This is a genomic window from Streptomyces sp. NPDC050211, from assembly GCF_040656035.1.
Taxonomy (GTDB): domain Bacteria; phylum Actinomycetota; class Actinomycetes; order Streptomycetales; family Streptomycetaceae; genus Streptomyces.
This window is the reverse complement of sequence record NZ_JBFALC010000001.1, coordinates 123063-147287: the sequence shown is the minus strand read 5'-3', so window position 1 is coordinate 147287 and position 24225 is coordinate 123063. Positions and strand designations below refer to the sequence as shown.

The 24225-nt window shown below is 71.1% G+C and carries 19 protein-coding genes; 10 read left to right on the top strand and 9 right to left on the bottom strand.

All coding sequences use genetic code 11. From position 1 onward, the window contains the following. The first annotated feature begins 112 nt into the window (after positions 1-112). Positions 113-4021: a glycoside hydrolase family 2 TIM barrel-domain containing protein gene (locus AB0I98_RS00630; RefSeq protein WP_362933098.1), complete on the top strand. Its 3909-nt coding sequence runs from the start codon at positions 113-115 to the stop codon at positions 4019-4021. A gap of 125 nt (positions 4022-4146) precedes the next feature. Here the strand turns inward: AB0I98_RS00630 and AB0I98_RS00625 are convergent, their stop codons facing one another. From AB0I98_RS00625 to AB0I98_RS00605, 5 genes are read right to left on the bottom strand one after another with little or no spacing between them, the layout of a single operon-like run. Continuing rightward, complete coding sequence (locus tag AB0I98_RS00625; RefSeq protein ID WP_362933095.1) at positions 4147-5073, bottom strand: endonuclease/exonuclease/phosphatase family protein; 927 nt, start codon at positions 5071-5073, stop codon at positions 4147-4149. Positions 5074-5121: 48 nt separating this feature from the next. Continuing rightward, complete coding sequence (locus tag AB0I98_RS00620; protein WP_362933092.1) at positions 5122-6645, bottom strand: ATP-binding cassette domain-containing protein; 1524 nt, start codon at positions 6643-6645, stop codon at positions 5122-5124. Positions 6646-6650: 5 nt separating this feature from the next. Further along, positions 6651-7472, bottom strand: a complete 822-nt coding sequence (locus AB0I98_RS00615; protein ID WP_362933089.1) for an ABC transporter permease subunit — start codon at positions 7470-7472, stop codon at positions 6651-6653. Continuing rightward, positions 7469-8482 (bottom strand): ABC transporter permease, encoded by a 1014-nt coding sequence (locus tag AB0I98_RS00610; RefSeq protein ID WP_362933086.1) that lies wholly within the window; start codon positions 8480-8482, stop codon positions 7469-7471. The genes AB0I98_RS00615 and AB0I98_RS00610 overlap by 4 nt, the downstream gene beginning before the upstream one ends. Then, positions 8467-10020 (bottom strand): ABC transporter substrate-binding protein, encoded by a 1554-nt coding sequence (locus AB0I98_RS00605; protein WP_362933083.1) that lies wholly within the window; start codon positions 10018-10020, stop codon positions 8467-8469. The genes AB0I98_RS00610 and AB0I98_RS00605 overlap by 16 nt, the downstream gene beginning before the upstream one ends. Positions 10021-10337: 317 nt before the next feature. Between AB0I98_RS00605 and AB0I98_RS00600 the strand changes: the two genes are divergently transcribed. The 8 genes from AB0I98_RS00600 to AB0I98_RS00565 all read left to right on the top strand — a co-directional run bounded on the left by AB0I98_RS00600 (position 10338) and on the right by AB0I98_RS00565 (position 19027). Beyond that, entirely contained in the window at positions 10338-11327 is a 990-nt protein-coding gene (locus AB0I98_RS00600) for a TauD/TfdA family dioxygenase (protein ID WP_362933080.1), read from the top strand. A gap of 23 nt (positions 11328-11350) precedes the next feature. Continuing rightward, on the top strand, positions 11351-12355 hold the full coding sequence (locus AB0I98_RS00595; RefSeq protein ID WP_362933077.1) for an ornithine cyclodeaminase family protein: 1005 nt from the start codon (positions 11351-11353) through the stop codon (positions 12353-12355). Positions 12356-12381: 26 nt separating this feature from the next. Further along, positions 12382-13707 carry a Y4yA family PLP-dependent enzyme gene (locus AB0I98_RS00590; RefSeq protein WP_362933074.1) on the top strand — a complete coding sequence of 442 codons (1326 nt, stop codon included), beginning with the start codon at positions 12382-12384 and terminating at the stop codon, positions 13705-13707. Positions 13708-13737: 30 nt separating this feature from the next. Continuing rightward, on the top strand, positions 13738-14766 hold the full coding sequence (locus AB0I98_RS00585; RefSeq protein WP_362933071.1) for a cysteine synthase family protein: 1029 nt from the start codon (positions 13738-13740) through the stop codon (positions 14764-14766). Between the two features lie 5 nt (positions 14767-14771). After that, positions 14772-16160 carry an MATE family efflux transporter gene (locus AB0I98_RS00580; RefSeq protein ID WP_362933068.1) on the top strand — a complete coding sequence of 463 codons (1389 nt, stop codon included), beginning with the start codon at positions 14772-14774 and terminating at the stop codon, positions 16158-16160. 103 nt (positions 16161-16263) lie between these two features. Beyond that, on the top strand, positions 16264-17736 hold the full coding sequence (locus AB0I98_RS00575) for an AlkA N-terminal domain-containing protein (protein ID WP_362933749.1): 1473 nt from the start codon (positions 16264-16266) through the stop codon (positions 17734-17736). 10 nt (positions 17737-17746) lie between these two features. Next, complete coding sequence (locus AB0I98_RS00570) at positions 17747-18229, top strand: methylated-DNA--[protein]-cysteine S-methyltransferase (protein WP_362933065.1); 483 nt, start codon at positions 17747-17749, stop codon at positions 18227-18229. Positions 18230-18253: 24 nt separating this feature from the next. After that, complete coding sequence (locus tag AB0I98_RS00565; protein ID WP_362933062.1) at positions 18254-19027, top strand: DeoR/GlpR family DNA-binding transcription regulator; 774 nt, start codon at positions 18254-18256, stop codon at positions 19025-19027. On the opposite strand, the gene AB0I98_RS00560 is transcribed toward AB0I98_RS00565, so the two are convergent. The 3 genes from AB0I98_RS00560 to AB0I98_RS00550 form a co-directional block, all read right to left on the bottom strand. After that, complete coding sequence (locus AB0I98_RS00560) at positions 19015-19752, bottom strand: Sir2 family NAD-dependent protein deacetylase (RefSeq protein ID WP_362933059.1); 738 nt, start codon at positions 19750-19752, stop codon at positions 19015-19017. The two genes, AB0I98_RS00565 and AB0I98_RS00560, sit on opposite strands and share 13 nt — an antisense overlap. Before the next feature lie 96 nt (positions 19753-19848). After that, complete coding sequence (locus tag AB0I98_RS00555) at positions 19849-20340, bottom strand: NUDIX hydrolase (RefSeq protein WP_362933056.1); 492 nt, start codon at positions 20338-20340, stop codon at positions 19849-19851. Positions 20341-20409: 69 nt separating this feature from the next. After that, on the bottom strand, positions 20410-21480 hold the full coding sequence (locus tag AB0I98_RS00550; protein ID WP_362933052.1) for an ADP-ribosylglycohydrolase family protein: 1071 nt from the start codon (positions 21478-21480) through the stop codon (positions 20410-20412). Positions 21481-21661: 181 nt separating this feature from the next. On the opposite strand from AB0I98_RS00550, the gene AB0I98_RS00545 reads away from it, so the two are divergent. After that, complete coding sequence (locus tag AB0I98_RS00545; protein ID WP_362933049.1) at positions 21662-22813, top strand: glycerate kinase; 1152 nt, start codon at positions 21662-21664, stop codon at positions 22811-22813. Positions 22814-22886: 73 nt separating this feature from the next. Here AB0I98_RS00545 and AB0I98_RS00540 read toward each other — a convergent pair whose 3' ends face one another. After that, positions 22887-24107, bottom strand: coding sequence for a helix-turn-helix domain-containing protein (locus AB0I98_RS00540; RefSeq protein WP_362933046.1), 1221 nt, complete (start codon positions 24105-24107; stop codon positions 22887-22889). Between the last annotated feature and the right edge of the window lie 118 nt (positions 24108-24225).

Sequence of the window (24225 nt, the reverse complement as noted above, 5' to 3'; positions counted from 1 at the left end):
AGTCCGACAGGAATGTTGCTTCTGAGGCGTTCGGAACCTAGTGATATGGACAGGATCCGACGCAAGCACCCAGTAGGTGCAGCGCACTGTCGTTCTGAGGAAGGTCTCGGTCATGCCGCACCCGCACGCGCACCAGCACTCCTCTCCCCTCTCTCCCGCATCTCCCGCCGAACGGCCGGTCATCAGCCGCCGCCGTCTCCTCGAGTCGTCCGCCGCCGTCCTCGGCGCCCTCGCCCTGTCGTCCGCGCCGGCCCAGGCGTCAACCAGGCGTGCCGCACCGGACGCCACTCCCGAGTGGAACGGCAACATCGCCCTCTTCCGGCTCGGCACCGAGCCGCCGCACACCACCCTCATGCCGTACGCGGACGTGAGACAGGCCCTGGCCGCCGACCGCACCCGCTCGCCGTACCGGCAGGGCCTCGACGGCACCTGGAAGTTCGCCTACGCCGACCGCCCCGACGACCGGAACGCCGACTTCTACCGCACCGACGTCGACGACAAGGACTGGGACACCCTGCCCGTCCCGTCGGTCTGGCAGCTGCACGGTTACGACTTCCCGATCTACGTCAACATCACCTACCCCTGGTGGGGACCCAACGGCCTGGGGGAGGAGCCGCAGCCCCCGGCCGCCCCGACCCGTTACAACCCGGTCGGCCAGTACCGGCGCACCTTCACGGTCCCGAAGGACTGGGCGGGCCGGCGGACCTTCCTGCACTTCGAGGGCGTCAAGTCCGCCCACTATGTGTGGATCAACGGTGAACTGGTCGGCTACCACGAGGACTCCTTCACCCCCGCCGAGTACGACATCACCGAGTACCTGAAGCCCGGCACCAACCAGATCGCCGTGGAGGTGTACCGCTACTCCGACGGCGACTGGCTGGAAGACCAGGACATGATCCGGCTGAGCGGCATCTTCCGCTCGGTCTACCTGTACTCCACCCCGGCCGTGCACCTGCGCGACTTCAAGCTGGACACCCCGCTGAGCGACGACTACACGGCGGCCGAGCTGTCGGTGACGGCGAGCGTGCGGGCGTACGGCTCCGCGGGCGGCGGCCGGTACACCGTCGAGACGCAGCTGTACGACGACCGGGGCCACGCCGTCTGGTCCCGGCCCCTGCAGCAGACCGTCGACGTCGGCCCGGTGGGCGAGGACGCGACCGTACAGGCTCAAAAGGCCGTACCGGCAACCGAGTTGTGGTCGGCGGAGCACCCGAACCTCTACACCGCCGTCCTGCGGCTGCGCGACCCCGCCGGAAAGGTGATCGAAACCCTTTCCCACCGCGTCGGCTTCCGTGAGTTCGCGCTCAAGGACGGGCTGATGCGCATCAACGGCAAGCCCGTCTCCTTCCGCGGCACCAACCGGCACGAGATGCACCCGGACCGCGGCACCGCGCTCACCCGCGCGGACATGGTCCTGGACATCGAGGTCATCAAGCGGATGAACATGAACACCGTCCGGACCTCGCACTACCCGGACAACCCGCTCTGGCTCGAACTCGCCGACGAATACGGCCTGTACATCGTCGACGAGACCAACCTCGAGACCCACGGCGTCCGCGACGAATACCCGGGCGACCACGCCGACTGGAGCGAGGCCTGCGTGGCCCGCGCCCAGAACATGGTCCACCGGGACAAGAACCACGCGTCGGTCGTCATCTGGTCGCTCGGCAACGAGGCGGGCGCCGGCAGCACCTTCGTCAACATGTACAACTGGATCCGCTCGTACGACACGACCCGCGTCATCCAGTACGAGGGCGACGACCGCCCCGGCGTCAGCGACATCCGCTCCGAGATGTACGAGAGCCCCGCGCGCGTGGAGGCGCGCGCGAAGGACACCGCCGACACGCGGCCGTACGTCATGATCGAGTACTCGCACGCCATGGGGAACTCGAACGGCAACTTCAAGAAGTACTGGGACATCATCCGCCGCTACGACGTCCTCCAGGGCGGCTGGATCTGGGACTTCATGGACCAGTCCGTGTCCTGGCCCACCCCCACGCGCAAGCTGTTCACCGACTCCGGGCCGAAGAAGCTGAAGGGCGAGATCCTCGCTCCCAGCGGCACCTTCGACCGTGACAAGGGCGTCTACGGCGGAACCGTCTTCGCCCGCGACGCCTCCCTCGACCTCACCGGCTCGCTCACCCTGGAAGCGTGGATCACCCCTCACGTGACCGGGTACCACCAGCCGATCCTCGCCAAGGGCGACACCCAGTACGCGCTCAAGCAGACCAACAAGAACATCGAGTTCTTCATCCACGGCGGCGGCCAGTGGATCACGGCCAGCTGGCCGGCCCCCGCGGACTGGACCGGCAAGGAGCATCACGTCGCAGGCGTTTTCGACGCCGACGCCGGCACGCTCACCCTCTACGTCGACGGCGTGGTACGGGCCACCCGCACCACCACACGCAAGCCCAGCAGCAACACCGCGCCGCTCTCCCTCGCCACCGACGTCGACAACTGGACCCGCGAGTTCAGCGGCACGATCCGCCGCGCCCGCGTCTACGCCCGCGCCCTCACCGCCGCCGAAATCGCCTCCGGCAGCCGTGGTCCCGGTGACGAGGGCGTGCGGTTCTGGTTCGACGCCGCCACCGTCGGCTTCGCCGAGAAGCGGTCGCCGGAGAAGACCTTCTTCGCGTACGGCGGCGACTGGGGCGACAACCCCAACGACGGGAACTTCGTCGCGGACGGCATCGTCACCGCCGACCGCGGCCACACCGGCAAGGCCGCCGAGGTGAAGCACGCCTACCAGGCGATCAACGTCACCGCGAGCGGCGGTCCGGGAGCGGTGACGCTCATCAACGAGAACCTCTTCACCAACCTCCGTGAATTCGACGGCACTTGGATGCTCATCGGTGACGGCAAGGTCGTCCAGCGGGGGAAGCTGACCCGCGCGCAGCTCGACGTACCGCCGCTGTCCGAGAAGAAGATCACCGTGCCCGTACGGCTGCCGGCGAACCCGGCGCCGGGCGCTGAGTACTTCCTGCAGCTGTCCTTCACCACCAAGGAAGCCACGAAGTGGGCGAAGGCCGGTTTCGAGGTGGCCAAGCAGCAACTGCCCCTGGACGCGGGCAGTCCGGCCGTGACGCCGGTGCCGCTGGCGAGCGTGCCCGAGCTGCGTCACGAGGACGGAACCGCTTCCGTGAAGGTGACCGGCAAGGGCTTCTCGGTCACCGTCGACAAGGGCAGCGGCCTCATCACCTCCTACGAGTCCCGGGGCGCCCGGCTCATCAGCTCCGGGCCCGTGCCCAACTTCTGGCGGGCGCCGACCGACAACGACAAGGGCAACAGCCAGCACATCCGCAACCAGACCTGGCGGGACGCGGGCGCGAACCGCAAGGTCACGGACGTCGGTGTGCGGGAACTCCAGGGCAGGGCTGTCGAGATCAAGGTCAGCGGCACCCTGCCGACATCGGTCGAGTCGACGTACACCACCACCTACACCGTGTTCGGAAACGGCGAGATCAAGGTCGACCACACGCTGCATCCGGGCGCGTCGAGCCTGCCGTACATCCCGGAGGTCGGCAGCATGCTGTTCCTGCCGGGGCGGCTGGACCGTGTTCATTACTACGGGCGTGGTCCCGAGGAGAACCACTGGGACCGCAACAACGGCACCGACGTGGGCCTGTACTCCGGGACCGTCGACGGGCAGTGGACCCCGTACATCCGGCCGCAGGAGAACGGCAACAAGACCGACGTCCGCTGGTTCGCGCTGACCGACCGGCGCGGCAACGGGCTCCTCGTCAGCGGCGAACCCCTCCTGGAGGTCAGCGCCTCCCACTTCACCCCGGAGGACCTGTCGATCGGCGCACGCCACGACTACCAGCTCACGCCGCGTGAGGAGGTCGTCCTGCGCGTGAACCACCGGCAGATGGGCGTGGGCGGCGACAACAGCTGGGGCGCGCACACGCACGACGAGTTCAAGCTGTTCGCCGACCGGGACTATGCGTACACGTATCGGCTGCGGCCGATCTCCGACGTAGGCGAGGCGACGGCGGCCTCGCGTCGGCCTACGGCGACGTGAGCGCGTAAGCGCTCCGCTGAAAGCACGGTGATCAACCCGCGGGCCGGTGGGGGTTGATCGCGCCCACGCGGCGGTAGCCGCAAATCGACACAGCCCCGCGCCCCTTTGGGGCGCGGTAGTAGCCCTCACAGCCGGATGCGGGCGGCGACCGGCACATGGTCGCTGCCCGTGTCCGGCAGTGTCCAGATGCGGGTGACCGTCGCGTCTCTGGCCAGGATCTGGTCGATCCTGGCCAGGGGGAAGGACGCGGGCCAGCTGAATGCCAATCCCCTGCGCGGTGCGCTCACGTGTGCGCGCACCGGGTCCAGTCCGCGGTCGTCGACCGTGCTGTTGAGGTCGCCGAGCAGGAGCAGGTCCGGCAGTGGCTCCGCGTCCAGTGCGCGGCTGAGCAGGGCCGCGCTCTCGTCCCGGAGTGCGGTGTCGAAGCCGGCGCCGAGGCGGACGGAGGGGAGGTGTGCGACGTAGACCGCGACCTCGCCCGACGGGGTCGCGGCCGTGGCCCGTAGGCCGCGGTTCCAGTCCGTCCCCACGCCGGTCGGTCTGATGTCGACGGCACGGACGTCGGTGAGCGGGTACCTGGACCACAGGCCGACCGTGCCCATGACGGCGTGGTGCGGGTAGCCGAGGGCGGCTGTGAACTCCCTTGCGTGGGACGGCGTCACCTCTTCGAGGGCGATCAGGTCGGCGTCCGCCCGCAGCAGGGTGCGGGCGGTTCCGGCGGGGTCGGGGTTCACGTCGCTGACGTTGTGCTGCACCGCCGTGAGGTCGTACGCCTCATCCGACCGGGGGAGCAGCAGCCCGCCGAAGAGAGCCAGCCAGGCAGCCAGCGGCGGCAGCACCGCCGCGAGCGCGACAGGTGACCGCCGTAGCAGCGCCACGCCCGCCAGGACCGGGACGGCCAGACCGAGCCAGGGCAGGAAGGTCTCCAGCAGACTGCCCAGCCGGCCGACCCGGTTCGGTACGACGGCGTGAAACGTCAGCACACAGGCGACGAGCACGCTCGCGACCCACGCGCCGCGCGGGCGGAACCAGGTACTCAGGGCCGGTCTCACAGGACTCACAGGACTCATAGATCTCATACGACGCCCAGCCCCGTGATCTCAGTTCCCCAGCGGAACCCCCGTCGCCAGCGCCGCCGTCACCGGATGGGACGGGGACGCGAACAGCTGTGCCGTCGGTCCCGACTCGACGGCGTGACCGTCGGACATGACCACCAGCCCGTCCGTCCGGTCGGCGACCAGGCGCAGGTCGTGGCTGACCAGGACCAGGGACAGGCCGCGGCTCTCGCGCAGTTCCGCCAGCAGGTCCATGACGGCGACCGCCGTGTCCCCGTCGAGCGCGGACGTCACCTCGTCGCACATCAGCACATCCGGGTCGGCCGCGAGGGCGCGGGCGATGGCGGCGCGCTGCCGCTGGCCCCCGGAGAGTTCGTGGGGGTAGCGGTCGGCGAAGGCCGCCGGGAGGCCGACGCTGTCCAGGAGTTCCAGGACCCGGTCGGGTGCCCCGGCCCGGTCCGCGCGGCCGTGCAGCAGCAGGGGGCGGCGCAGGGTGGCCCCGATGGTGCGGCTCGGGTTGAGCGTGCCCAGCGGGTCCTGCGGGACGAGTTGCAGCCGACGCCGCTGTTCCCGGGAGCGGCGCCGGGCGGTGGGGCCCAGGCGGATGCCGTCCAGGGTGACGCTGCCCGCGGTGGGGCGATGCAGGCCGACGAGCGTGCGCAGCAGCGTGGTCTTGCCGGAGCCGGAGGCCCCGACGACGCCGATGCTGGTTCCGGCCGGGACGGCGAGATCGATGCCGTGCAGGACGGGCGTACGGCGGCCCCGGTGTGCGTAGGCCGCGTGCAGGCCGGAGACGGTGAGCACGGCCGGGGCGTCGGACGGCACCGGACCGCGAGGGGCCGCGTCCGGGCGCGGCGGCTTCGTCGGCCGGGCGCCCGTCAGGTCCACCACGTCGTCCGCTAGGCGCTCGACCAGGCCGGGGTCGTGGCAGGCGAGGGCGACGGCCAGCCGGTGGCTCTCGGCGAGGTGCCGCAGCAGGTCGGCGATCTCGTCGCGCAGCGCCGGGTCGAGACCGGCGGTGGGCTCGTCGAGCAGCAGCACGGCAGGGCGGCGGGCCAGCGCCCGGGCGAGCGCCACCCGGCGCTGCTGGCCGCCCGACAGCCCGCCGATCCGCCGGTCCGCCAGCCCGTTCTCCAGGGGCAGCCTGACCTCGGTGAGCAGCGCCTCGATCGCCTCCTTGCCGCGCTCGACGGCGACTTCGGCGAGCAGGCGGCGCACCTTCATCCGCGGGTTGAGGGCGGAGGCGGGGTCCTGGCCGACGTAGGCGAGACGGTGTCGGCGCAGATCGCGCAGGTCGGGGGCGGACAGGGTGAGGGGGTCGCGGCCGAGGACGGTGACGGTCCCGGCGGTGCGGCGCGCGCCGGGCGGCAGGGCGCCGGCGACGGCCCGGAGCAGGGTGGTCTTGCCGCAGCCGGAGGGGCCGGTGACGGCGGTGATCCGGCCGGGGCGGATGTCGAGGCCGGCGGCGTCCAGCAGATGTCGGCCGTCGGGGGCGGCGACGGTCAGGCCGCTGACCCGGACCGCGAACTCGTCCTCTTTGTCCGGGACTTCGGGATACCAGTCGGGCATGTGGTTCACAGCGCGGGCACCGCCTTCCGGCCGGTCTGGGGGACGAGGGCGGCGGCCGCCAGGTTGACGCTCATGGCGAGCAGGCCGATGCCGATGCTGGGCGCGAGCACGGCCCAGGGGTTGAGCACGATGCCGCCGGAGTTCTCGCGGATCATCAACGCCCAGTCGGCGGCGGGCGGTTGAGGTCCCACCTGGAGGAAACCGGCCGTCGCGACCAGATACACGGCGGCGACGAACCGCAGCCCGAACAGCGCCAGCAGGGTGGCCCGCAGATTGGGCAGCACCTCCCGCACGACGAGATACCAGAGCCGTTCACCGCCGACCGTCGCCGCCTCCACATACCCGGACGCGGCCACCGGAGCCGCCGCGCCCGCGACCAGTCGCACCGCGTAGGGCACGCCCAGGACGACCGACGCGGTGACCACCGCGAGCCGTCCGCCGTCCGGCCAGGACAGTGTGACCAGCAGGATGCCGAGGACGGCGGGCAGCAGCATCAGCACGTCCGCGGCCCGCTCGATGATCCGCCCGACGGCAGGCCGCAGCACGCTGACCGCACCCAGCAGTGCCGCCGCACCGGTGACGAGGACCGCGACGAGCAGCGAGGTGACGACGAGTTCACGTCCCCCGGCAAGGACCCGGCTCAGCACGTCCCGCCCCAACTGGTCGCCGCCGAGCGGTGCGTCACCGCCGGGCTCCGCGTACGGGGCGGTGATGGGGGCGTCGATGGCGTGCGGGGCGAGCCAGGGCCCCGCGAGCGCGAGGGCGGTGAGCAGCAGCGCGGGCAGCACGCGCAGGACGACCGGACGGCGCCAGGTGGTGATGGTCATGTCCGGCCTCCCGAGGCCCAGGCGCGGATGAGGTCGGAGAGCAGCAGCACGCCGGTGATGACGACCCCCGTGACGGCGACGACACCCGCGATGACGGGGCTGTCCCGGTCGGCGACCGCTCCGGCCAGGACCGAGCCGATCCCGGGGTAGTTGAAGATGGTCTCCACCACGACCGCGCCGCCCAGCAGCATCCCGGTCGAGGTGGCGAGTCCGGCGGCGATGGTGGGCAGTGCCCCGGGCAGCAGGTGATGCGTGAAGACACGGTGCCGGGGGAGCCCGTCGAGGACGGCGGTCTCGATGTGCGGCGCCTTCGCCTCGTCGGCGAGCGCCGCCCGGACGATCCGGGTGTTCCAGCCGATCTGCGGGATCGCCAGCGCCAGCACGGGCAGCACGAGCATCTCCCAGGAGGCGGGCGAGCCGTCGGAGTCGGTGAGCGTGACGGCCGGCAGCCAGTCCGTCCACAGCGCGAACACCAGCACCAGGGCCACCGCGACCACGAACTCGGGCAGCGCGAGGATCCCGGTGGCACTCGCCGACACCGTACGGTCCACCGGGCCCCCGGGCTTCGCGGCGGCCCAGCAGCCGAGCGCGACCGAGGCCACCAGCGTCACCAGCAGCGCGAGACCGCCGAGCAGCAGCGTGTTGGGGAACGGACGGGAGAGCAGCTCGGCGACCGACTCGCCGCGCGCGGACGTGCCGAGATCCCCGGTGGGCAGGCCGGTCATCCAGTGCCAGAAGCGCTCTAGGACCGGCTGGTCCAGGCCCAGCAGCCGACGCCGCTCGGCGATGTCGGCCGCGCTCTCCCCGCGCTCGGAGGTGGCGTTGGCCGCGTCGCCCGGCAACAACTCCACGGCGGCGAAGACGAAGGCGAGCAGGACGGCCAGCAGCAGCGCACGGCGCGCGAGCACTCCGGCCACCGCCGCGACCGTACGCAACACGGCCGGGGCCGTCCGGGGCGCGCTGCCCTCGAACGGCCCGCTCCGTGTCGCCGGGATCAGCGAGCCAGCCATGCCGTCTCGAGCTGGACGCGCCCATAGCCGGGCAGGGTGGGCAGGTCGCGTACGGCAGCGGCGGCGAGATCGATGCCGTCGGCCATGCCCCACAGCAGGTAGCCGGACTCGTCGAACTCGATCTGCTGAAGCTCGTGCAGCACCTTCGCGCGAGCGGCCGCGTCCTTGGTTCCCATGGCCTTGCGGTACGAGGCGTCGAACTCGGCGTTCTTCCAACCCGCCTCGTTCTGCCCCGAGTCGGACACCATGGTCTTGCTGGCGAAGAACACCACGGAGTCGTTCGTGCCCCAGTACGTGGTGTACAGGTCGCCCTTGAGCCAGGTCTTGTCCCAGAACGTGGCTGACTCCTGCTTGGTCACCTTCACCTTCACGCCGGCCTCGCGGACCTGGGAGGCGAACAGGGTGGCCGCCTCGGCGAGGCCCGGGACGTCCTCGGTGGTCAGCAGCTCGTACGTCTTCGACAGGTCGAACTTCGCCTCCGCCAGCAGGGACTTGGCCTTGGCCAGATCGCGGGTGCGCTGCGGGATGTCCTTGGCGTAGGCGGGGTCGCCGGTGCCGAGGATGTCGTTGGCGACCGTGCCGTACCCGGACAGCACCTGCTTGACCATGGCCTCACGGTCTAGGGCCAGCCGCAGCGCCTCCCGCACCTTCGCGTCCGCGAACGGTCCGTCGGCGGTGCGCATCACGATCGGCATCGCCATGTCGTTGGGCCGCCGGACGATCTGGATGTCCTTACGGCTCTCCGCCGTACGGGCCGCCACCGCTCCGACGTTGGACGCGACGTCGATCTGCCCGGCAAGCAGCGCGTTCGCCATCGCCTGCGGGCTCTCGAAGATCTTGACCTCGACGGCGTCGAGGTACACGTCACCGCCGTACCAGTCCTCGTTGCGCACCAGACGGGCGTTGCCGGAGCGGAACCAGTCCAGCTTGAACGGGCCGGTGCCGGGCGCCTTGCCGAGGTCCTTCTCCGCGGTGTCCTTCTTCAGGACGAAGGTCGTCAGCCGGGTCAGCTGCGGCAGTTCGGCGTTGGCGTAGTCCGACACGAGGACGACGGTGTCGGTGCCCTCGGCCTTGATGTTCTCCGGCTTGATGCCGGGCAGCCGGGACGCGCCGGAGGGGGTGTTGCGCAGCCGCTTCAGCGACCAGACGACGTCCTCGGCGGTGACCGCCGAGCCGTCGTGGAACTTCGCTCCCTTGGCGATCGTGAACTTCCAGGTCTTGAGGTCGTCCGAGGGCTCCCAACGGGCCGCGAGCCGCGGCACGGTGTTGGGCTTGGTGCCCGGCACGGTGAGCGTGTCGTAGACCAGCGAAATGATCAGGTAGTCGCTCTCGTTGGCCTGCGTGCCGTGCGGATCACGGGTGATGGCCGACGCGCGGCCCAGCGCGCCGACCCGCAGGGTGCCACCGGGCCGCGGCTTTTCGTTCGCCTTGTCCGGCGAGTCGGACGAGGTCTCGTCATTGCCGCCGCAGGCGGCGAGAAGCGCGGACGCGCCTATTCCGCCACCGGCAAGCAGCACTTGGCGCCTGTTCAGGTTCACTTTCGACCTCGTTCCACTGGAGTGGGGCATTTTGCTTAGGTGTGCCTACCCTAAGAAGATCCTTTTGGCAACCTGTGTGATGTCCTCGTTACGGAGCTTCGGGGGCGTCAAGGCCGCGCACAGAAGCACGTCTTGGCATGTGGGAGGTCATTGAGGTCTTGCGGAGCATAGCGCCCTAGTTAGGGTTGCCTTACCTAATCTGGATTGGTATACGTTTCAGGCGCCGCTGCCACAGTCGACTCACAGGTTGGCGCATCACGAGACCGCACCCCCCACCCAGAGCCCGCACTCCGCACCCTGAAACGGACGTCTCTGTCATGCCCTTGGGAGCCGCATCCCTGCGTCAGCTCGCCCCGCACGCCGTTGCCGAGCTGACCGAAGCAGCCCAGAAGATCCTTGCCGACGCCGGCGGTTCGACCGCCCGGCCCGAACTCCTCCGACGTGTCGCCCAGGCAGCTGCCGATCTTGACGAAACGATTCTCCACGCCTGTCGCCCCGTCGACACCGATGACGGCCTGTTCGTCCTGCGCGGCCTGACCGTCGACGACACCGACATCGGCCCCACGCCCGCCAGTTGGGCCACCGCCGACGACACGGCGGCCGAGTGGGACGTGCTCCTGCTGCTCCTCGCCACCGTGATGGGCCGGCCGATCGCCTGGGAGGGGCAGCAGGACGGCCGGTTCGTGCACAACATCGTGCCCGCGCCCGGACACGAGCAGGAGCAGACCGGCGCCAGCAGCACCGTGCTGCTCAGCCCGCACACCGAGGACGCCTTCCACCCCGGCCGCGCGCATCTGCTGATGCTTGGCTGCCTGCGCAACCACGACGCCGTCGCCACCACCGCGGCCTCCATCCGCAAGGTCCGCCTCACCGAGGACGACATCGCCCAACTGTCCCGCCCGGTACTCCCGATCCTCCCCGACGACGCCTACACCGAGGCCCAGGGCTTCGCGGGCCCACCGCCGAAGATCCCCACCCTGTGGCAGTCGCCGGACGGCCCGACCCTGCGCTACGACCCCGCCTACACCCCGCTCGACGACGCCCCCGCCGACCACCGCGCCGCCTACGACCGGCTGACCGCCGAACTCGAGCGCGTGTCGGTCGCCGTCAGCCTCGAACCCGGTGACGTCCTGGTCGTCGACAACGACCTGGTCGTCCACGGCCGCGTCCCGTTCCGGGCCCGCTACGACGGCACCGACCGCTGGCTCAAGCGGGCCTCGGTACGCGTCCCCGGCCGCCGCAGCCGCCCGTCGGCCGAGGCCGACGAACACGGCTACGGACAGGCCGCGTTGGTCGCCGACGTCTGATCACCGCCACGGAGGGAACAGCAGTGACCCAGCACCACATACCCGCAGCCGACAAGAGCCTGCGCATTCTCAGCACCAGCGACCTGGCCGGCATCGACATCTCCCTCGCCGACGTCGTCGACGTGGTCGAGCAGGCCTACCGCACCCTCGCCGACGGCAAGTCGGCCAACCCGCGCAAGCTCACCGTCAAGCCCGAGGACGGCCACTCCGTCTCGTACGCCATGCTCGGCCGCGACGGCGTCCGGAACGTCGTCGCGGTCAAGACGTCGTACAAGCACGGCCTGGGCAAGGGCCGGGACGAGCAGCACTACTACACGACCCTGACCATCTACGACGACACCACCGGCCTGCCGGTCGCGATGATGGACTGCGGCCGCATCGGCTCGCTGCGCACCCCGGCCGTCTCCGCGCTGCTCGCCCGCGAGTGCGCGGTCCCCGGCAGCCGCAGCGCCCTCGTCATCGGCACCGGGACGCAGGGGCGACTGGCGCTGCCCTTCCTGCTCACCACGCTGCCCGACCTGGACCGGCTCATGGTGTACGGCACCCATCCGGAAGGTCTCGCAGCGGTGCGGGAGCGGCTCCAGCACTACTTCCCTGGGCGGGAGTTGGAGGTCGTGGAGGACGTACGGGCCGCGGCTGCCGACGCCGATGTCGTGGTCGCCACCGCGGGCAACCACACCCCGGCCGCCGTGGAGTCCGACGACCTGAAGCCCGGCGCGCTGTCCATCCTCGTCGGCCACGGCATCGCGCCCTCCACCCTTCAGCGGGCGGACCGCGTCATCGCCACCAGCGAGGCGCAGATGAAGGTCACCGGCACCGACATGACCGACGCGGACGGCAACTTCCCGCCTGTGGACGCCGAGTTCCCCGAGGTCCTGGCCGGGCGGGCGCGGGGGCGGCATACGCCGGACGAGCGGATCTTCGCGTACAACAGCGGTCTGGTGGTCACCGACATCGCGCTCGGCCACCGGTTCGCTCAGCTCGCCATCGAACAGGGGCTGGGAACGCGGGTGTCGGTGTGGCAGTGAGCCCCTCTCCTGTGACCCCCTCTCCTATGTCCGCCTTCCTTTCGGCCGCTCCTCCTTTGCCCGCCCACCCGGACCCCGAGCTGGCGGCGATCCTCGGCAGCGGACTTCCGCACGAGCTGTCGTACGCCCTCGGCGGCCCGTTCCATCTGCTGCTGCCCGACCGCTTCGACGCCAACGCCGCCGCTTTCCGGGCGGTGTTGGCGGAGGCGGGCGTGGAGGGGCGCGTGTACTACGCGAAGAAGGCGAACAAGGCGGCGACGTGGATCGAGCGCTGCGCCCTGACCGGCACCGGCGTCGATGTGGCCAGCGCCGGTGAGCTGCGGGATGCCCTCGGGTGCGGGGTCCGCGGCGAGGACATCGTGGTGACCGGGCCCGCCAAGGCCGACGGGCTGCTGCGGGTCGCCGTGCTCCAGGGGTGCCTGATCGCGGTGGACGCCCTCGACGAACTCGACCGGATCATCGCCCTCGGGCGCCCGGCGCGGGTGCTACTGCGGAGGCTGCCCCCTGCCCAACCGCACAGCCGATTCGGGCTGGATGAGGGGGAGTTGGAGACAGCGCTCGTACGGTGCCGGGACACCGGCCTCGTCATGGAGGGCTTCTCCTTCCATCTTTCCGGCTACGACCCGCGAGCTCGAGCCGAACTCGCCGCTGAACTCGTCGACTTGTGCCTCAAGGCACGGGCGCTGGGCCTGCGCGCCGACCGGATCAGCATCGGCGGCGGATTCGCGGTCGACTACACGGACGCCGAGCACTGGGAGCGCTATCTGCGCGAACAGCGGCCCGAGCACTATCACGCGGGCAAGTCCTTCGCTCCGGCGGACTTCTACCCGTACCACTCGCCGGTGGCCGGTCCCGACGCGCTGCGCGCGGTGCTGGCCGCGGACGGCCTCGCCGGGCGGCTGCGTGAGGCGGGCGTGCGACTGCTGCTGGAACCCGGGCGCGCGTTGCTGGACCGGGCCGGGTGCACGGTGTTCCGCGTGCAGGGCATCAAGGACCGTGCCGGGTACGGGATCGTGACCGTGGACGGCAGCAGTCTCAGCCTGTCCGAGCAGTGGTTCAGCAGTGAGTATCTGCCGGATCCGGTGCTGCTGTCCGCCGCTGTGGTCTCGGAGCCGTATGCCGCCTGTGTCGGTGGTGCCACCTGCCTGGAGTCCGACATGGTCACCTGGCGCAAGGTGCGCCTGTCCGCCCGCCCGGCCGTCGGTGACCTGCTGGTGTACCCCAACACCGCCGGGTACCAGATGGACTCCAACGAGTCCCCGTTCCATGACCTCCCGCTCCCCCCGAAGGTCGTTCTCGATACCGCCGGCGATCGCGTCCGCTGGCGGCTCGACCGCCATCCACTCGCCTGACTCTCCCTCCCCGAACCCTGGAGCCATCCGATGGACAAGGCGCTCTCGCGTCCCGCCGTGGTCAGCCGTGTCTCCGACCTCATCGGCCACACCCCCCTGTTCGAGCTGTGCCGCACCGGCGACGGCAGCCGACTCCTGCTGAAACTCGAGCAGTTCAACCCCACCGGCACCGCGAAGATCCGCATGGCCCGCCAGATGGTCCTCGACGCCGAGGACCGCGGACTGCTGCGCCCCGGCGGCCGGATCGTCGAGTCCACCTCCGGCAACACCGGCCTCGGCCTCGCCGTGATCGCCGCCGAACGCGGCTACACCTTCACCGCCGTCGTCGACCACCACGCCGCCGCCGACAAGCTGCGCGGCATGAAGGCGCTGGGCGCCGAACTCGTCTACGTCGCCGACGAGGGCGACGAGGAGCTGGCCACCGCCGCCCGTGAGGAGTTCGCCGAGAAGCTGGCCGCCGAGAGCGACAACGCCTACTTCACCGAGCAGCACAACAACCCGGCCAACGGCGTGGGTTACCACCCCGTGGCCCATGAACTCGACGCCGCCCTGGACGGCCGTATCGACATATTGATAGGCGCCGTAGGGACCGGCGGCGGGCTCTTCGGCACAGGGGGAGAGCTGCGCAGGACCGTGCCCGGGGTGCGGATCGTCGGGGTCGAGCCCAAGGGGTCGATCGCCTTCGGGCCGCCCGCCCACGACTACTACCAGTCCGGCACCGGAACCCCCGAGGGCGCCACCATCGGCGCCATGGTCGACTACGACCTGCTGGACGAGGGCGCGAAGGTCGGCGACACCGAGGCGTTCGCCACCGCACGGGTCCTCGCCCGCCGCCTCGGGCTCCTCATCGGCGGCTCCGCGGGCGGGGTGGTGTACGAGGCGCTGACCCGGATGCCCGCGCTCGCCCCCGGCATGACTATGGTCGCCCTGATCAACGACGGCGGGGAGAAATACATGGACACCGTCTTCAACGACGACTGGATGAACGCCCGCCGGCTCATCGACCCCGACATCGAGCACGAGGTGGACGAGCTGCTGACCAAACTTCGCGAGAACTGACACCGATGCCGACACAGCTCACCGCCCTGCTGCGCGACAGCCGCGCGCTGGCCGCCCTGGCCGTACCGCTCGCCCTGACCCAGCTCGCCCAGGTCGCCCTCACCACCACCGACACGGTGATGATGGGCCTGATGGGCACCGAGGCCCTGGCCGGCGGCGGCCTGGCGATGGTCATCTTCAACCAGCTGCGCACCATGGGCGTCGGCATGGTCACCGCCGTCGGCAACCAGGTCTCCGCGGCCTCCGCGCACGCCGAGGACGAGCAGCTCTCGGAGGAGGCGGCCGAGGAGGTCCGGGACGTCGTACGCGCCGCCCTCGCGCTCGCCACCCTCTCCGGGGTCGTCGGCGCGGTCGTCATCCTGCTGATCGGGCAGGTCGTCGCCTTCCTCGGCCAGGACCCCGAGGTCGTCGAGACCGCCTGGCCGGTGCTGCTCGCGCTCGCCCCCGGGCTGATCCCCTGCCTGTGGTTCCAGGCGATACGCCAGTTCACCGTCGGCATGCGCCGCCCCCAGGCCCTGCTCCAGATCACCATCGCGTCCGTCGCCGTCAACGCCGGCCTCAACTGGGCGCTCATCCACGGCACATGGATCCTGCCCGAGCTGGGCCTGCCCGGCATCGGCATCTCCACGTCCCTGGTGTACGCGCTGACCTGCGTGGCCCTGTACGCCTCCGCCCGCCGCGACCCGCAGCTCGCCCCGCTGCTGGACTTCCGCATCTGGAAGGCCCGCCCCGCGACCTTGCGCCGCCTGACCGGCCTGGGTGTCCCGATCGCCGCCACCTACGGCTCCGAGGCCGGGTTCTTCTCCGTCGTCGCCCTGCTGATCGGCACGTTCGGCAGCGCCGCGCTGGCCGCCCACACCGCCGTCAACCAGCTGATCTACATCGTCTTCCAGATCGCCGTCGGCCTGTCCCACGCCGCGTCGATCAACGTCAGCCGGGAACTCGCCCTCGACCGGGTCGACGCGGCGCAGCGCATCAAGAACACGGCGCTGGCGTGCGCGGCGGCGGTGATGGCGGTGGTCGGCGTGCTGTACCTGACCATCCCCGGGCTGGTCCTGCGTCCCTTCCTGGACCCGTCGTCCCACGCCGAGGACATCGCGACGAACCTGCTGCTCGTCGCCGCCGTCCTGCAGTTCTTCGACTGCGCGCAGAACATCGGCGTCGGTCTGCTGCGCGGCCTCGACGACACCAAGAGCGGTTTCCGTATCACCCTCGTCGGCTACTGGCTGATCGGGCTGCCCGCGGCCTGGATCTTCGGCAGTCTGGCGGACTGGGACACGGTGGGTGTCTGGCTGGGGCTGCTGACGGGACTGGCCGCGACGGCGATCCTGCTGCTACGGCGTTACAGCCGGGCCCTGTCCCTGCGGGTGAGCCGGCAGCCGGCCACGGCATAACGGCAGGTGATCCGCCCGGCCCCAGGGCACGCGAGGTCCATGTCGGATTCTCGCCAGCCAGGGGGCCGGGCGGTGACCCATGCTTGGAGGCATGCAGAACGCGATGCACACCGACTGGGAGCGGTGCGTGCGTGCCGTCCAGTCCAAGGACGCGCGCTTCGACGGCTGGTTCTTCACGGCCGTCCTCACCACCCGTATCTACTGCCGGCCCAGCTGCCCCGTCGTGCCGCCCAAGCCGGAGAACATGACCTTCTACCCCAGCGCCGCCGCCTGCCAGCAGGCCGGCTTCCGGGCCTGCAAGCGCTGCCGCCCCGACACCAGCCCCGGCTCCCCGGAGTGGAACCAGCGCGCCGACCTCGTGGCACGCGCGATGCGGCTGATCGCCGACGGCGTGGTGGACCGCGAGGGCGTCCCCGGCCTCGCCGCCCGCCTCGGCTACAGCACCCGCCAGGTCGAACGCCAGCTCCTCGCCGAACTGGGCGCGGGACCGCTCGCCCTGGCCCGCGCCCAACGCGCCCAGACGGCACGGCTGTTGATCGAGACGACTCCGCTGCCGATGGCGGAGATCGCCTTCGCGGCAGGCTTCTCCTCCATCCGCACCTTCAACGACACCGTGCGCGAGGTCTTCGCCCTCTCCCCGAGCGAGCTGCGCACCCGCGTGCCCATGTCCCGCGGCGCTCAGGGCACGCGGGGCGTGCTGACCCTCCGCCTCCCCTTCCGCGCCCCCCTCAACCCCGACAACCTCTTCGGCCACCTCGCGGCCACCGCCGTACCCGGGGTGGAGGAGTGGCGGGACGGCGCGTACCGCCGGACGCTCAGACTGCCGTACGGCCATGGAATCGTCTCCCTGACTCCCGAGCCGGACCACATCGCCTGCCGTCTCACCCTCAGTGACCTGCGTGACCTGCCCGTCGCGATCAGCCGGTGCCGTCGCATGCTGGACCTGGACGCGGACCCGGTGGCGGTGGACGAGCAGCTCCGCGCGGACCCGGTCCTGACGCCCCTCGTCGACAAGGCCCCCGGCCGCCGTGTCCCGCGCACCGTGGACGAGGCCGAGTTCGCGATCCGCGCGGTCCTCGGCCAACAGGTCTCCACTGCGGCGGCCCGCACGCACGCGGCCCGCCTCGTCACCGCCCACGGCGAGCAGGTGGACGACCCGGAAGGCGGCCTGACGCACCTGTTCCCGTCACCTCAGGCCTTGGCCGCGTTGGACCCGGAGTCGCTGGCGATGCCACGCACCCGCCGTACGACCTTCACGACGCTGGTCCGCGAACTGGCCGACGGCAATGTGCACTTGGGCGTGGACAACGACTGGACGGAAACCCGTACCCGCCTGCTGTCCCTGCCGGGCTTCGGCCCCTGGACGGTCGACGTCATCGCCATGCGCGCCCTCGGCGACCCCGACGCGTTCCTCCCCACGGACCTCGGAATCCGCCGCGCCGCCCAGGAGTTGGGCCTGCCTTCCACTCCCGCGGCCCTCACGGCACGGGCGGCGGCATGGGCGCCGTGGCGGGCGTACGCGGTCCAGTACCTGTGGGCGACCGACAGCCACCCGATCAACTTCCTTCCTGTCTAAGGGTCTTGCAGTGAAACAGCACACCGTGATCGACAGCCCGTACGGCCCCCTGACCCTCGTCGCCGACGACGGCGTCCTGTGCGGCCTCTACATGACCGACCAGCGCCACCGCCCGCCGGAGGAGTCCTTCGGCTCGCGAGAAGACACCCTGTTCTCCGAGGCCGAGGACCAACTGAAGTCCTATTTCGCAGGCGAGCTGACGCAATTCACCCTCGAACTCCGCCTGCACGGCACCCCCTTCCAACGCACCGTCTGGGACCAGCTCCGCAAGATCCCCTACGGCGAGACCCGCTCCTACGGCGACCTCGCCGACGCCCTCGGCAACCCCGGTGCCTCCCGCGCCGTCGGCCTCGCCAACGGCAAGAACCCCATCGGCATCATCGTCCCCTGCCACCGCGTCGTAGGCGCGAGCGGCAGCCTCACCGGCTACGGCGGCGGATTGGAACGCAAGCGCCGACTGCTGGAGTTCGAGGGCGGGGCGGCGCTGTTCTGACCACCGTGTGTAGTGTTCCGTTGCGTGCTGGCTGAACAACGACACCAACTCATCCTGCGGGCATTGAGATCCGGCGGCACCGTCACCGTGACGGATCTTGCCGGTCAGTTGGGAGCCAGTGCCGCGACCGTCCGCCGCGACCTCCTCAAGCTGGAAGAGGACGGATTGCTCACCCGGGTCCACGGGGGAGCGGTCATCGAAGAGGATCCCGCACCGTTCGCCGAGGCTGCCGAAGCCAATGTGACCGAGAAGGACGCGATAGCCGCCCACGCGGCCACGCTGATCGAGGACGGCCAGTCGATCATCCTCGACTCCGGTACAACCGTCCACCGGCTGGCCCGTCGCCTGCACGGGCGCCGGATCACCGTGATCACCAACAACCTCGTGGTGTACGAGGAACTCGTCCAGGACGACAGCGTCGAACTGATGCTGCTCGGCGGCATGGTCATACGCGAATCACGCATGACGGACGGCTTCATGGCCGAGGACAACCTCCGCCAGGTGCACGCGGACTGGCTCTTCATGGGTGCTTGTGGCGTCCGCTCCGGCGGCCAGGTCATGGACACCACGGTCGCCGAGGTACCCGCCCGACGCGCCATGATCGCCGCCAGCGACAAGGTGGCGCTCCTCGCGGACCACAGCAAGTTCCCCGGCACCGGCATGGTGAAGATCTGCGGCCCCGAGGAACTGGATGTCGTCGTGACCAATGCGACGTCGGACGGTGCGACCCGCACGGCGCTGGAGGAAGCGGGCGTGAGGGTCGTACAGGTGGATCTCAGCCACGCTCAGAGGTCATGATCCGCACCCAGCCGGTGCATCAGTGCGGGCAATGCGGTGCCGATGGGTTCCCGGATGACCTCGTCGGCGCGTTCGTCGTACGGCGTCGGCTCGGCGTTGACGATGACGAGCCGTGCGCAGTGATCGGCGGCGATGCCGGCGAGTCCGGCCGCGGGCTGGACCTGGAGGCTGGTGCCGACGGCGATGAAGACCTGGCAGGCCTTGGTGATGGCGAGGGCCTCGCCGAGGACGGCCGGGTCGAGCCGTTCGCCGAACATGACGGTGGCCGACTTGAGGATGCCGCCGCACTCCAGGCACGGCGGGTCCTCTTCGCCGGCCTCGACACGGGCGATCGCGTCCTCCATCGGGCCCCGGGCCTGGCACCCGGTGCACACGAAACCGCGCGCGCTGCCGTGGAGTTCGAGCACCTTGCGGGCGGGCACTCCGGCGAGCTGGTGGAGCCCGTCGACGTTCTGCGTGATGACCCTGACCGGCACTCCGGACTTCTCCAGCTCGGCCACGGCCCGGTGCGCCGCGTTGGGCTCGGCCTTCAGCGTCCGGTTCTTGCGCCGCATCTGCCACGAGCGGCGCCGGATCTCCGGGTCGCCCATGTAGTACTCGTACGTCACGAGCTTCTCGGCCTCCGGATCTCGCCGCCACAGCCCGTTGGGGCCGCGATAGTCAGGGATTCCTGAGTCGGTGGAGATACCGGCGCCACTGAGGATGGCGACGAGGGGCTTGGTCATGGCACCGAGCGTAGGACGGGGGTGCCGGTGGCGGCGACCGGGTATTGAGGGGTCCGCGTATGGCCGAGGTGACCGTCTCGCTCGATGCCGGGCTCGTCAGCTCACGCGGTGGCCGTTCTCCAGTTCCGCCGTGCCCGAGCCGTCCGCCAGGACGTCCAGGGCGGCCAGGACGCGGCGGCCCAGGGCGCCCGGCATGTGGGCGGTGAGTTCCTCGCGGGGCACGAGGCGCCAGGACAGGAGTTCCTCTTCCTGTAGACGGATGGCCTTGAAGTCTTCCTCGCCGAGGACGCCGCCGTCGTAGAGGTAGGCCACGAGCGGCGGGCGGGCCGTGCCGTGCACCCAGTCCACCGCGAGCAGGCGGCCGAGTTCGACGTCGAGGCCGATCTCCTCGGCGGTCTCGCGGCGCGCGCCCTGCCGTGGGGTCTCCCCGTCGTCGGACTCGATCGTGCCGCCCGGAAGCGCCCAGCCCTCACGGTAGTTGGGCTCTACGAGCAGCACCCGGCCCTCGGCGTCACGGAAGAGAGCGGCGGCCCCGGCGAGGACACGGGGCAGGCCCGCGATGTACGTGGCGAAGTCTGGAGTGGTCACGCAGGAAGGGTAACCAGTTGCTACGGCCGCTCCTCGGACTCGTGTGACGGGTACGTCGCGCCCTGATCCTCACTCGCCGTCGGCCAACTGCACCGTCCGCTCCGCCAGTTCGCTGATCCGTACCCCGTCGAAGCCGAACACCGCACTGCGGACCGTGTCCTCCAGCGGGTTCTTCCACTGCTCCGGAATCGCGTCCGCCCCGGTCAGCACCCCGGCGACCGAGCCCGCGGTCGCGCCGTTGGAGTCGGTGTCCAGCCCGCCGCGCACGGTGAGGGTGATGGTGCGGGTGAAGTCGCCGTCGCCGTACAGGAGCCCGGCGGTGAGCACGGCGGCGTTCGGGACGGTGTGGATCCAGCCCAGCCCGGCGGTCTCCTCGGACACGGTGGTGAGCGTGTCCTCCCAGGTCATCCGGGTGTCGTGCAGCGATAGGACACGGCGTACGGTGCGGGCCATGCGGCTGCTCGCCGGGATCACGGCCAGCGCCTCGTCCACGGCGTGCCGCACCGTGGGCGCGGTGAACGCCGCCGCGATCAGCGCGGCCGCCCACATCGCGCCGTACACGCCGTTGCCGGTGTGCGACAGCACCGCGTCCCGGCGGGCGAGGGAGGCGGCGCGGCGGGGGACGCCGGGGCAGGTCCAGCCGTAGATGTCGGCGCGGATGAGGGCGCCGATCCACTCCTGGTACGGGTTGTCGACGGTGGCCGTCAGCGGCGGCTTGAGCCCGTTCGCGAGGTTCCGGTACGCCGCCCGCTCGGCCGTGAACGTCTGCAGATAGGGCATGCGCAGCAGCCACAGGTCGCCGACCTGCTCGGTGCTGAAGCCGAAGCCGTGGGTCTCCAGGAGGTCGAGGCCGAGGATCGCGTAGTCGACGTCGTCGTCACGGCAGCTGCCGTGGATACGGCCCCGGACGCACTGGCGCCACTCGGGCCGCAGCTCGAAGCCGTCGCTCTCGTCGACCGGCTCGGGCAGATAGTCGGTGAGGGGCAGGGCGGCGGCCTGCCGCAGATATCGGTCGATACGGTCCCGCGTCCATAGGTCGCCCTGCTCGACCGGCTTGCCGAGCATGTTGCCCGCGATCCGGCCCAGCCAGCCCCCGAGGATGCGGTCCGCGAGCTCGTGCTCAGTGCCCACAGGGGTCATAAGACCGGTTTACCCAATTCCGGGCGGGCCCGCTCGGGGTTCCGGAGGCTCGCACAGCGGGTTCCCAGCGGTGTCCCAGGCTCCGGTCGGGGCATGACGGCTGGGGGTTGCTCCGGTTAAGGTCACAGCGGCGCGACTGGCCTTGACATGTGCGAGGCCCGTAGAGCAAGGGGATGCAAAGGTGGCGAACGCTGCAGGCAGGGGGACCCAGAGGGTCCTCATCGCCGCGGACAAGTTCAAGGGGTCACTGACGGCCGTCGAGGTCGCCGAGCGGGTGACGGCCGGGCTGCGCAAGGTCGTGCCGGGCCTCCAGGTCGAGGCGCTGCCGGTCGCCGACGGCGGCGACGGAACGGTCGACGCGGCGGTCGCGGCCGGGTTCGAGCGGCGTGAGGTACGGGTCGCGGGCCCCCTCGGGAACGAGGTGACGGCCGCGTTCGCGCTGCGCGGTGACACCGCGGTCGTGGAGATGGCGGAGGCCAGCGGGCTGCAGCGGCTGCCGGCCGGCGTCTTCGCGCCGCTCACGGCATCGACGTACGGCTCCGGCGAGCTGTTGCGGGCCGCGCTGGACGCGGGCGCCCGCACGATCGTGTTCGGCGTCGGCGGCAGCGCGACCACGGACGGCGGCGCCGGGATGCTGTCCGCGCTCGGCGCGCGCTTCCTGGAGGCGGACGGGGAGCCGGTGTCTCCGGGCGGCGGCGGACTGGCCGACCTGGCGTCGGCCGACCTGTCCGGCCTGGACCCGCGGCTCGGCGAGGTCGAGCTGGTGCTCGCCAGCGACGTCGACAACCCGCTGACCGGGCCGAAGGGCGCACCGGCGGTGTACGGCCCGCAGAAGGGGGCCTCGCCGGACGACGTACAGACGCTGGACGAGGCCCTCGCGCACTACGCCAAGACCCTGGAGGCGGCGATCGGCCCGAAGGCGGCCGAGTACGCCGCGTCGCCCGGCGCGGGCGCGGCCGGCGGCATCGGCTACGGCGCGCTGATCGTCGGCGCGCGCTTCCGTCCCGGCATCGAGGTCATGCTGGACGTCCTCGGTTTTGCACCGGCGTTGGACCGCGCCGATCTGGTGATCACCGGCGAAGGTTCCCTCGACGAGCAGACGCTGCACGGCAAGGCCCCGGCGGGGGTCGCTGCGGCGGCCCGGGCTCAGGGCAAGGAGGTCGTCGCGGTGTGCGGGCGTCTCGCGCTTCCGCCGGAGGCGCTGGGGCGGGCGGGGATCCGGCGGGCGTATCCGCTGACGGAGGTCGAGCCGGACGTGGCGAAGTGCATTGCGGATGCCGGCCCGATTCTGGAGCGTGTCGCGGAGAACATCGGCCGGGATTTCCTTAGCTAGGCGGGTCGTCGGTCGGCTGCGGGTCCGTTGTGGCTGGTCGCGCAGTTCCCCCCGCCCCTTTGGGGCGCTCTGCTTACGCCGGTCGGTCTGTAGCCGTCGTGCCCGACAGTCGGTACGCGTCCAATGCCAGGGTCAGTTCGATCAGGTCCCTCGGGCGGGCCAGGGATCTGGACGTCAGCTGTTCCAGTCGGCGTAGCCGGTTGAAGACCGTGTTGCGGTGGCAGTACAGGCGGCCGGCGGCGCGGCCTGCCGAGCCCTCGCAGGCCAGCCATATGTCCAGCGTCTCCAGCAGGACCGCGCGGTCGGGGGGTTCCAGACTGATCAGCGCGCCGAAGACGTCCGCGACCAGCCGGGCCGCGAGTTCCGGCTGGCTCACCACGAGGGCGGTGGGCATGCGCTGGTCGAGGCGTACGACCTCGTGGGCGTCCGGCGGACAGGTGCGCAGCGCCAGCTCGGCGAGGCGTCGCGCCCGGCCCAGCTCGGCCAGGCCCGGTACGACGGGACTGATCCCGCCCGGGCCCGAGCACCGCCCGCTCAGCAGCCGCGCCACCGCGTCCAGGTCCTGGCCGGGGCCCAGCAGCACCACGCCCACCTCGCGGTCCGCCCGCATCCGCCAGACGAACCGGTACCCGGCGGCCGGCAGCGGCCGGTGGAAGGCCTCCCGCGCGTCGCGGCGCTCGGTGCGCAGCACCACCACGGCGTACGCGCCCCGCTCCGGCAGATCGAGCCCCGCCGCGGCCCTGGCGGCGAGGCCCGGCGTCTCCTGACCCTCCAGGAGCGCGTCCAGCAGCGCGTGCAGCTGTTCGTCGGTTCGCCGGCGCAGTTCCATCTCGGTCGCCCGGTACGCCTCCGACGCCACGGCCGTCTGGGCGTCGATCGCCGCCCACACGAGCGTCGCCGAGCGCATCAGCACCCCGAGCCGCTCGGGCTCCTGGCCCCCGGCGCCCTCCAGCAGGGCGTCCCACACCAGATAGCCGGCGCTTCGGTACGCGTGCACCAGCAGCTCCAGCGGCAGCCCCTGCTGGGCACGCCGCTGACCCGCCTCCTCCGCGTACTTCAGGTCCCGGCGCGGTGCGTCGCGGGGTGCGGAGATGGTCTCGATGCCGATGCGCATCGCCTCCTCCGCCTCCCGCCACTGCTGGTCGTACGGCAGGACCTGGTCGTAGACGGGGGAGTGCTCCGCCAGCAGCCGCAGATGCTCGTCGACCAGTTCCGGCAGCCGCTCCAGGAGCGCCGTGCAGGACTCCGCGAGCACTTTCCAGTCATGACCGGTACGCCTTCTGCGCGCTCCCATGGCCGGAGGATGCCACCGGCCGCCCGGCTTGGGCAGGCCCCTGACACGCAGTGTTGTGCGCGTGCACAACGGGCGGCCGTATTCGCTGGTCACCAGCAGCGTTTCGGCCGCGACCCGT

Bases quoted from the DNA above. Each gene is read 5' to 3' on its own strand.
- AB0I98_RS00630 (WP_362933098.1), top strand. From the start codon at position 113: ATGCCGCACCCGCACGCGCACCAGCACTCCTCTCCCCTCTCTCCCGCA.
- AB0I98_RS00620 (WP_362933092.1), bottom strand. From the start codon at position 6,645: ATGCCCGACTGGTATCCCGAAGTCCCGGACAAAGAGGACGAGTTCGCG.
- AB0I98_RS00615 (WP_362933089.1), bottom strand. From the start codon at position 7,472: ATGACCATCACCACCTGGCGCCGTCCGGTCGTCCTGCGCGTGCTGCCC.
- AB0I98_RS00610 (WP_362933086.1), bottom strand. From the start codon at position 8,482: ATGGCTGGCTCGCTGATCCCGGCGACACGGAGCGGGCCGTTCGAGGGC.
- AB0I98_RS00600 (WP_362933080.1), top strand. From the start codon at position 10,338: ATGCCCTTGGGAGCCGCATCCCTGCGTCAGCTCGCCCCGCACGCCGTT.
- AB0I98_RS00590 (WP_362933074.1), top strand. From the start codon at position 12,382: ATGTCCGCCTTCCTTTCGGCCGCTCCTCCTTTGCCCGCCCACCCGGAC.
- AB0I98_RS00585 (WP_362933071.1), top strand. From the start codon at position 13,738: ATGGACAAGGCGCTCTCGCGTCCCGCCGTGGTCAGCCGTGTCTCCGAC.
- AB0I98_RS00580 (WP_362933068.1), top strand. From the start codon at position 14,772: ATGCCGACACAGCTCACCGCCCTGCTGCGCGACAGCCGCGCGCTGGCC.
- AB0I98_RS00575 (WP_362933749.1), top strand. From the start codon at position 16,264: ATGCACACCGACTGGGAGCGGTGCGTGCGTGCCGTCCAGTCCAAGGAC.
- AB0I98_RS00560 (WP_362933059.1), bottom strand. From the start codon at position 19,752: ATGACCAAGCCCCTCGTCGCCATCCTCAGTGGCGCCGGTATCTCCACC.
- AB0I98_RS00550 (WP_362933052.1), bottom strand. From the start codon at position 21,480: ATGACCCCTGTGGGCACTGAGCACGAGCTCGCGGACCGCATCCTCGGG.
- AB0I98_RS00540 (WP_362933046.1), bottom strand. From the start codon at position 24,107: ATGGGAGCGCGCAGAAGGCGTACCGGTCATGACTGGAAAGTGCTCGCG.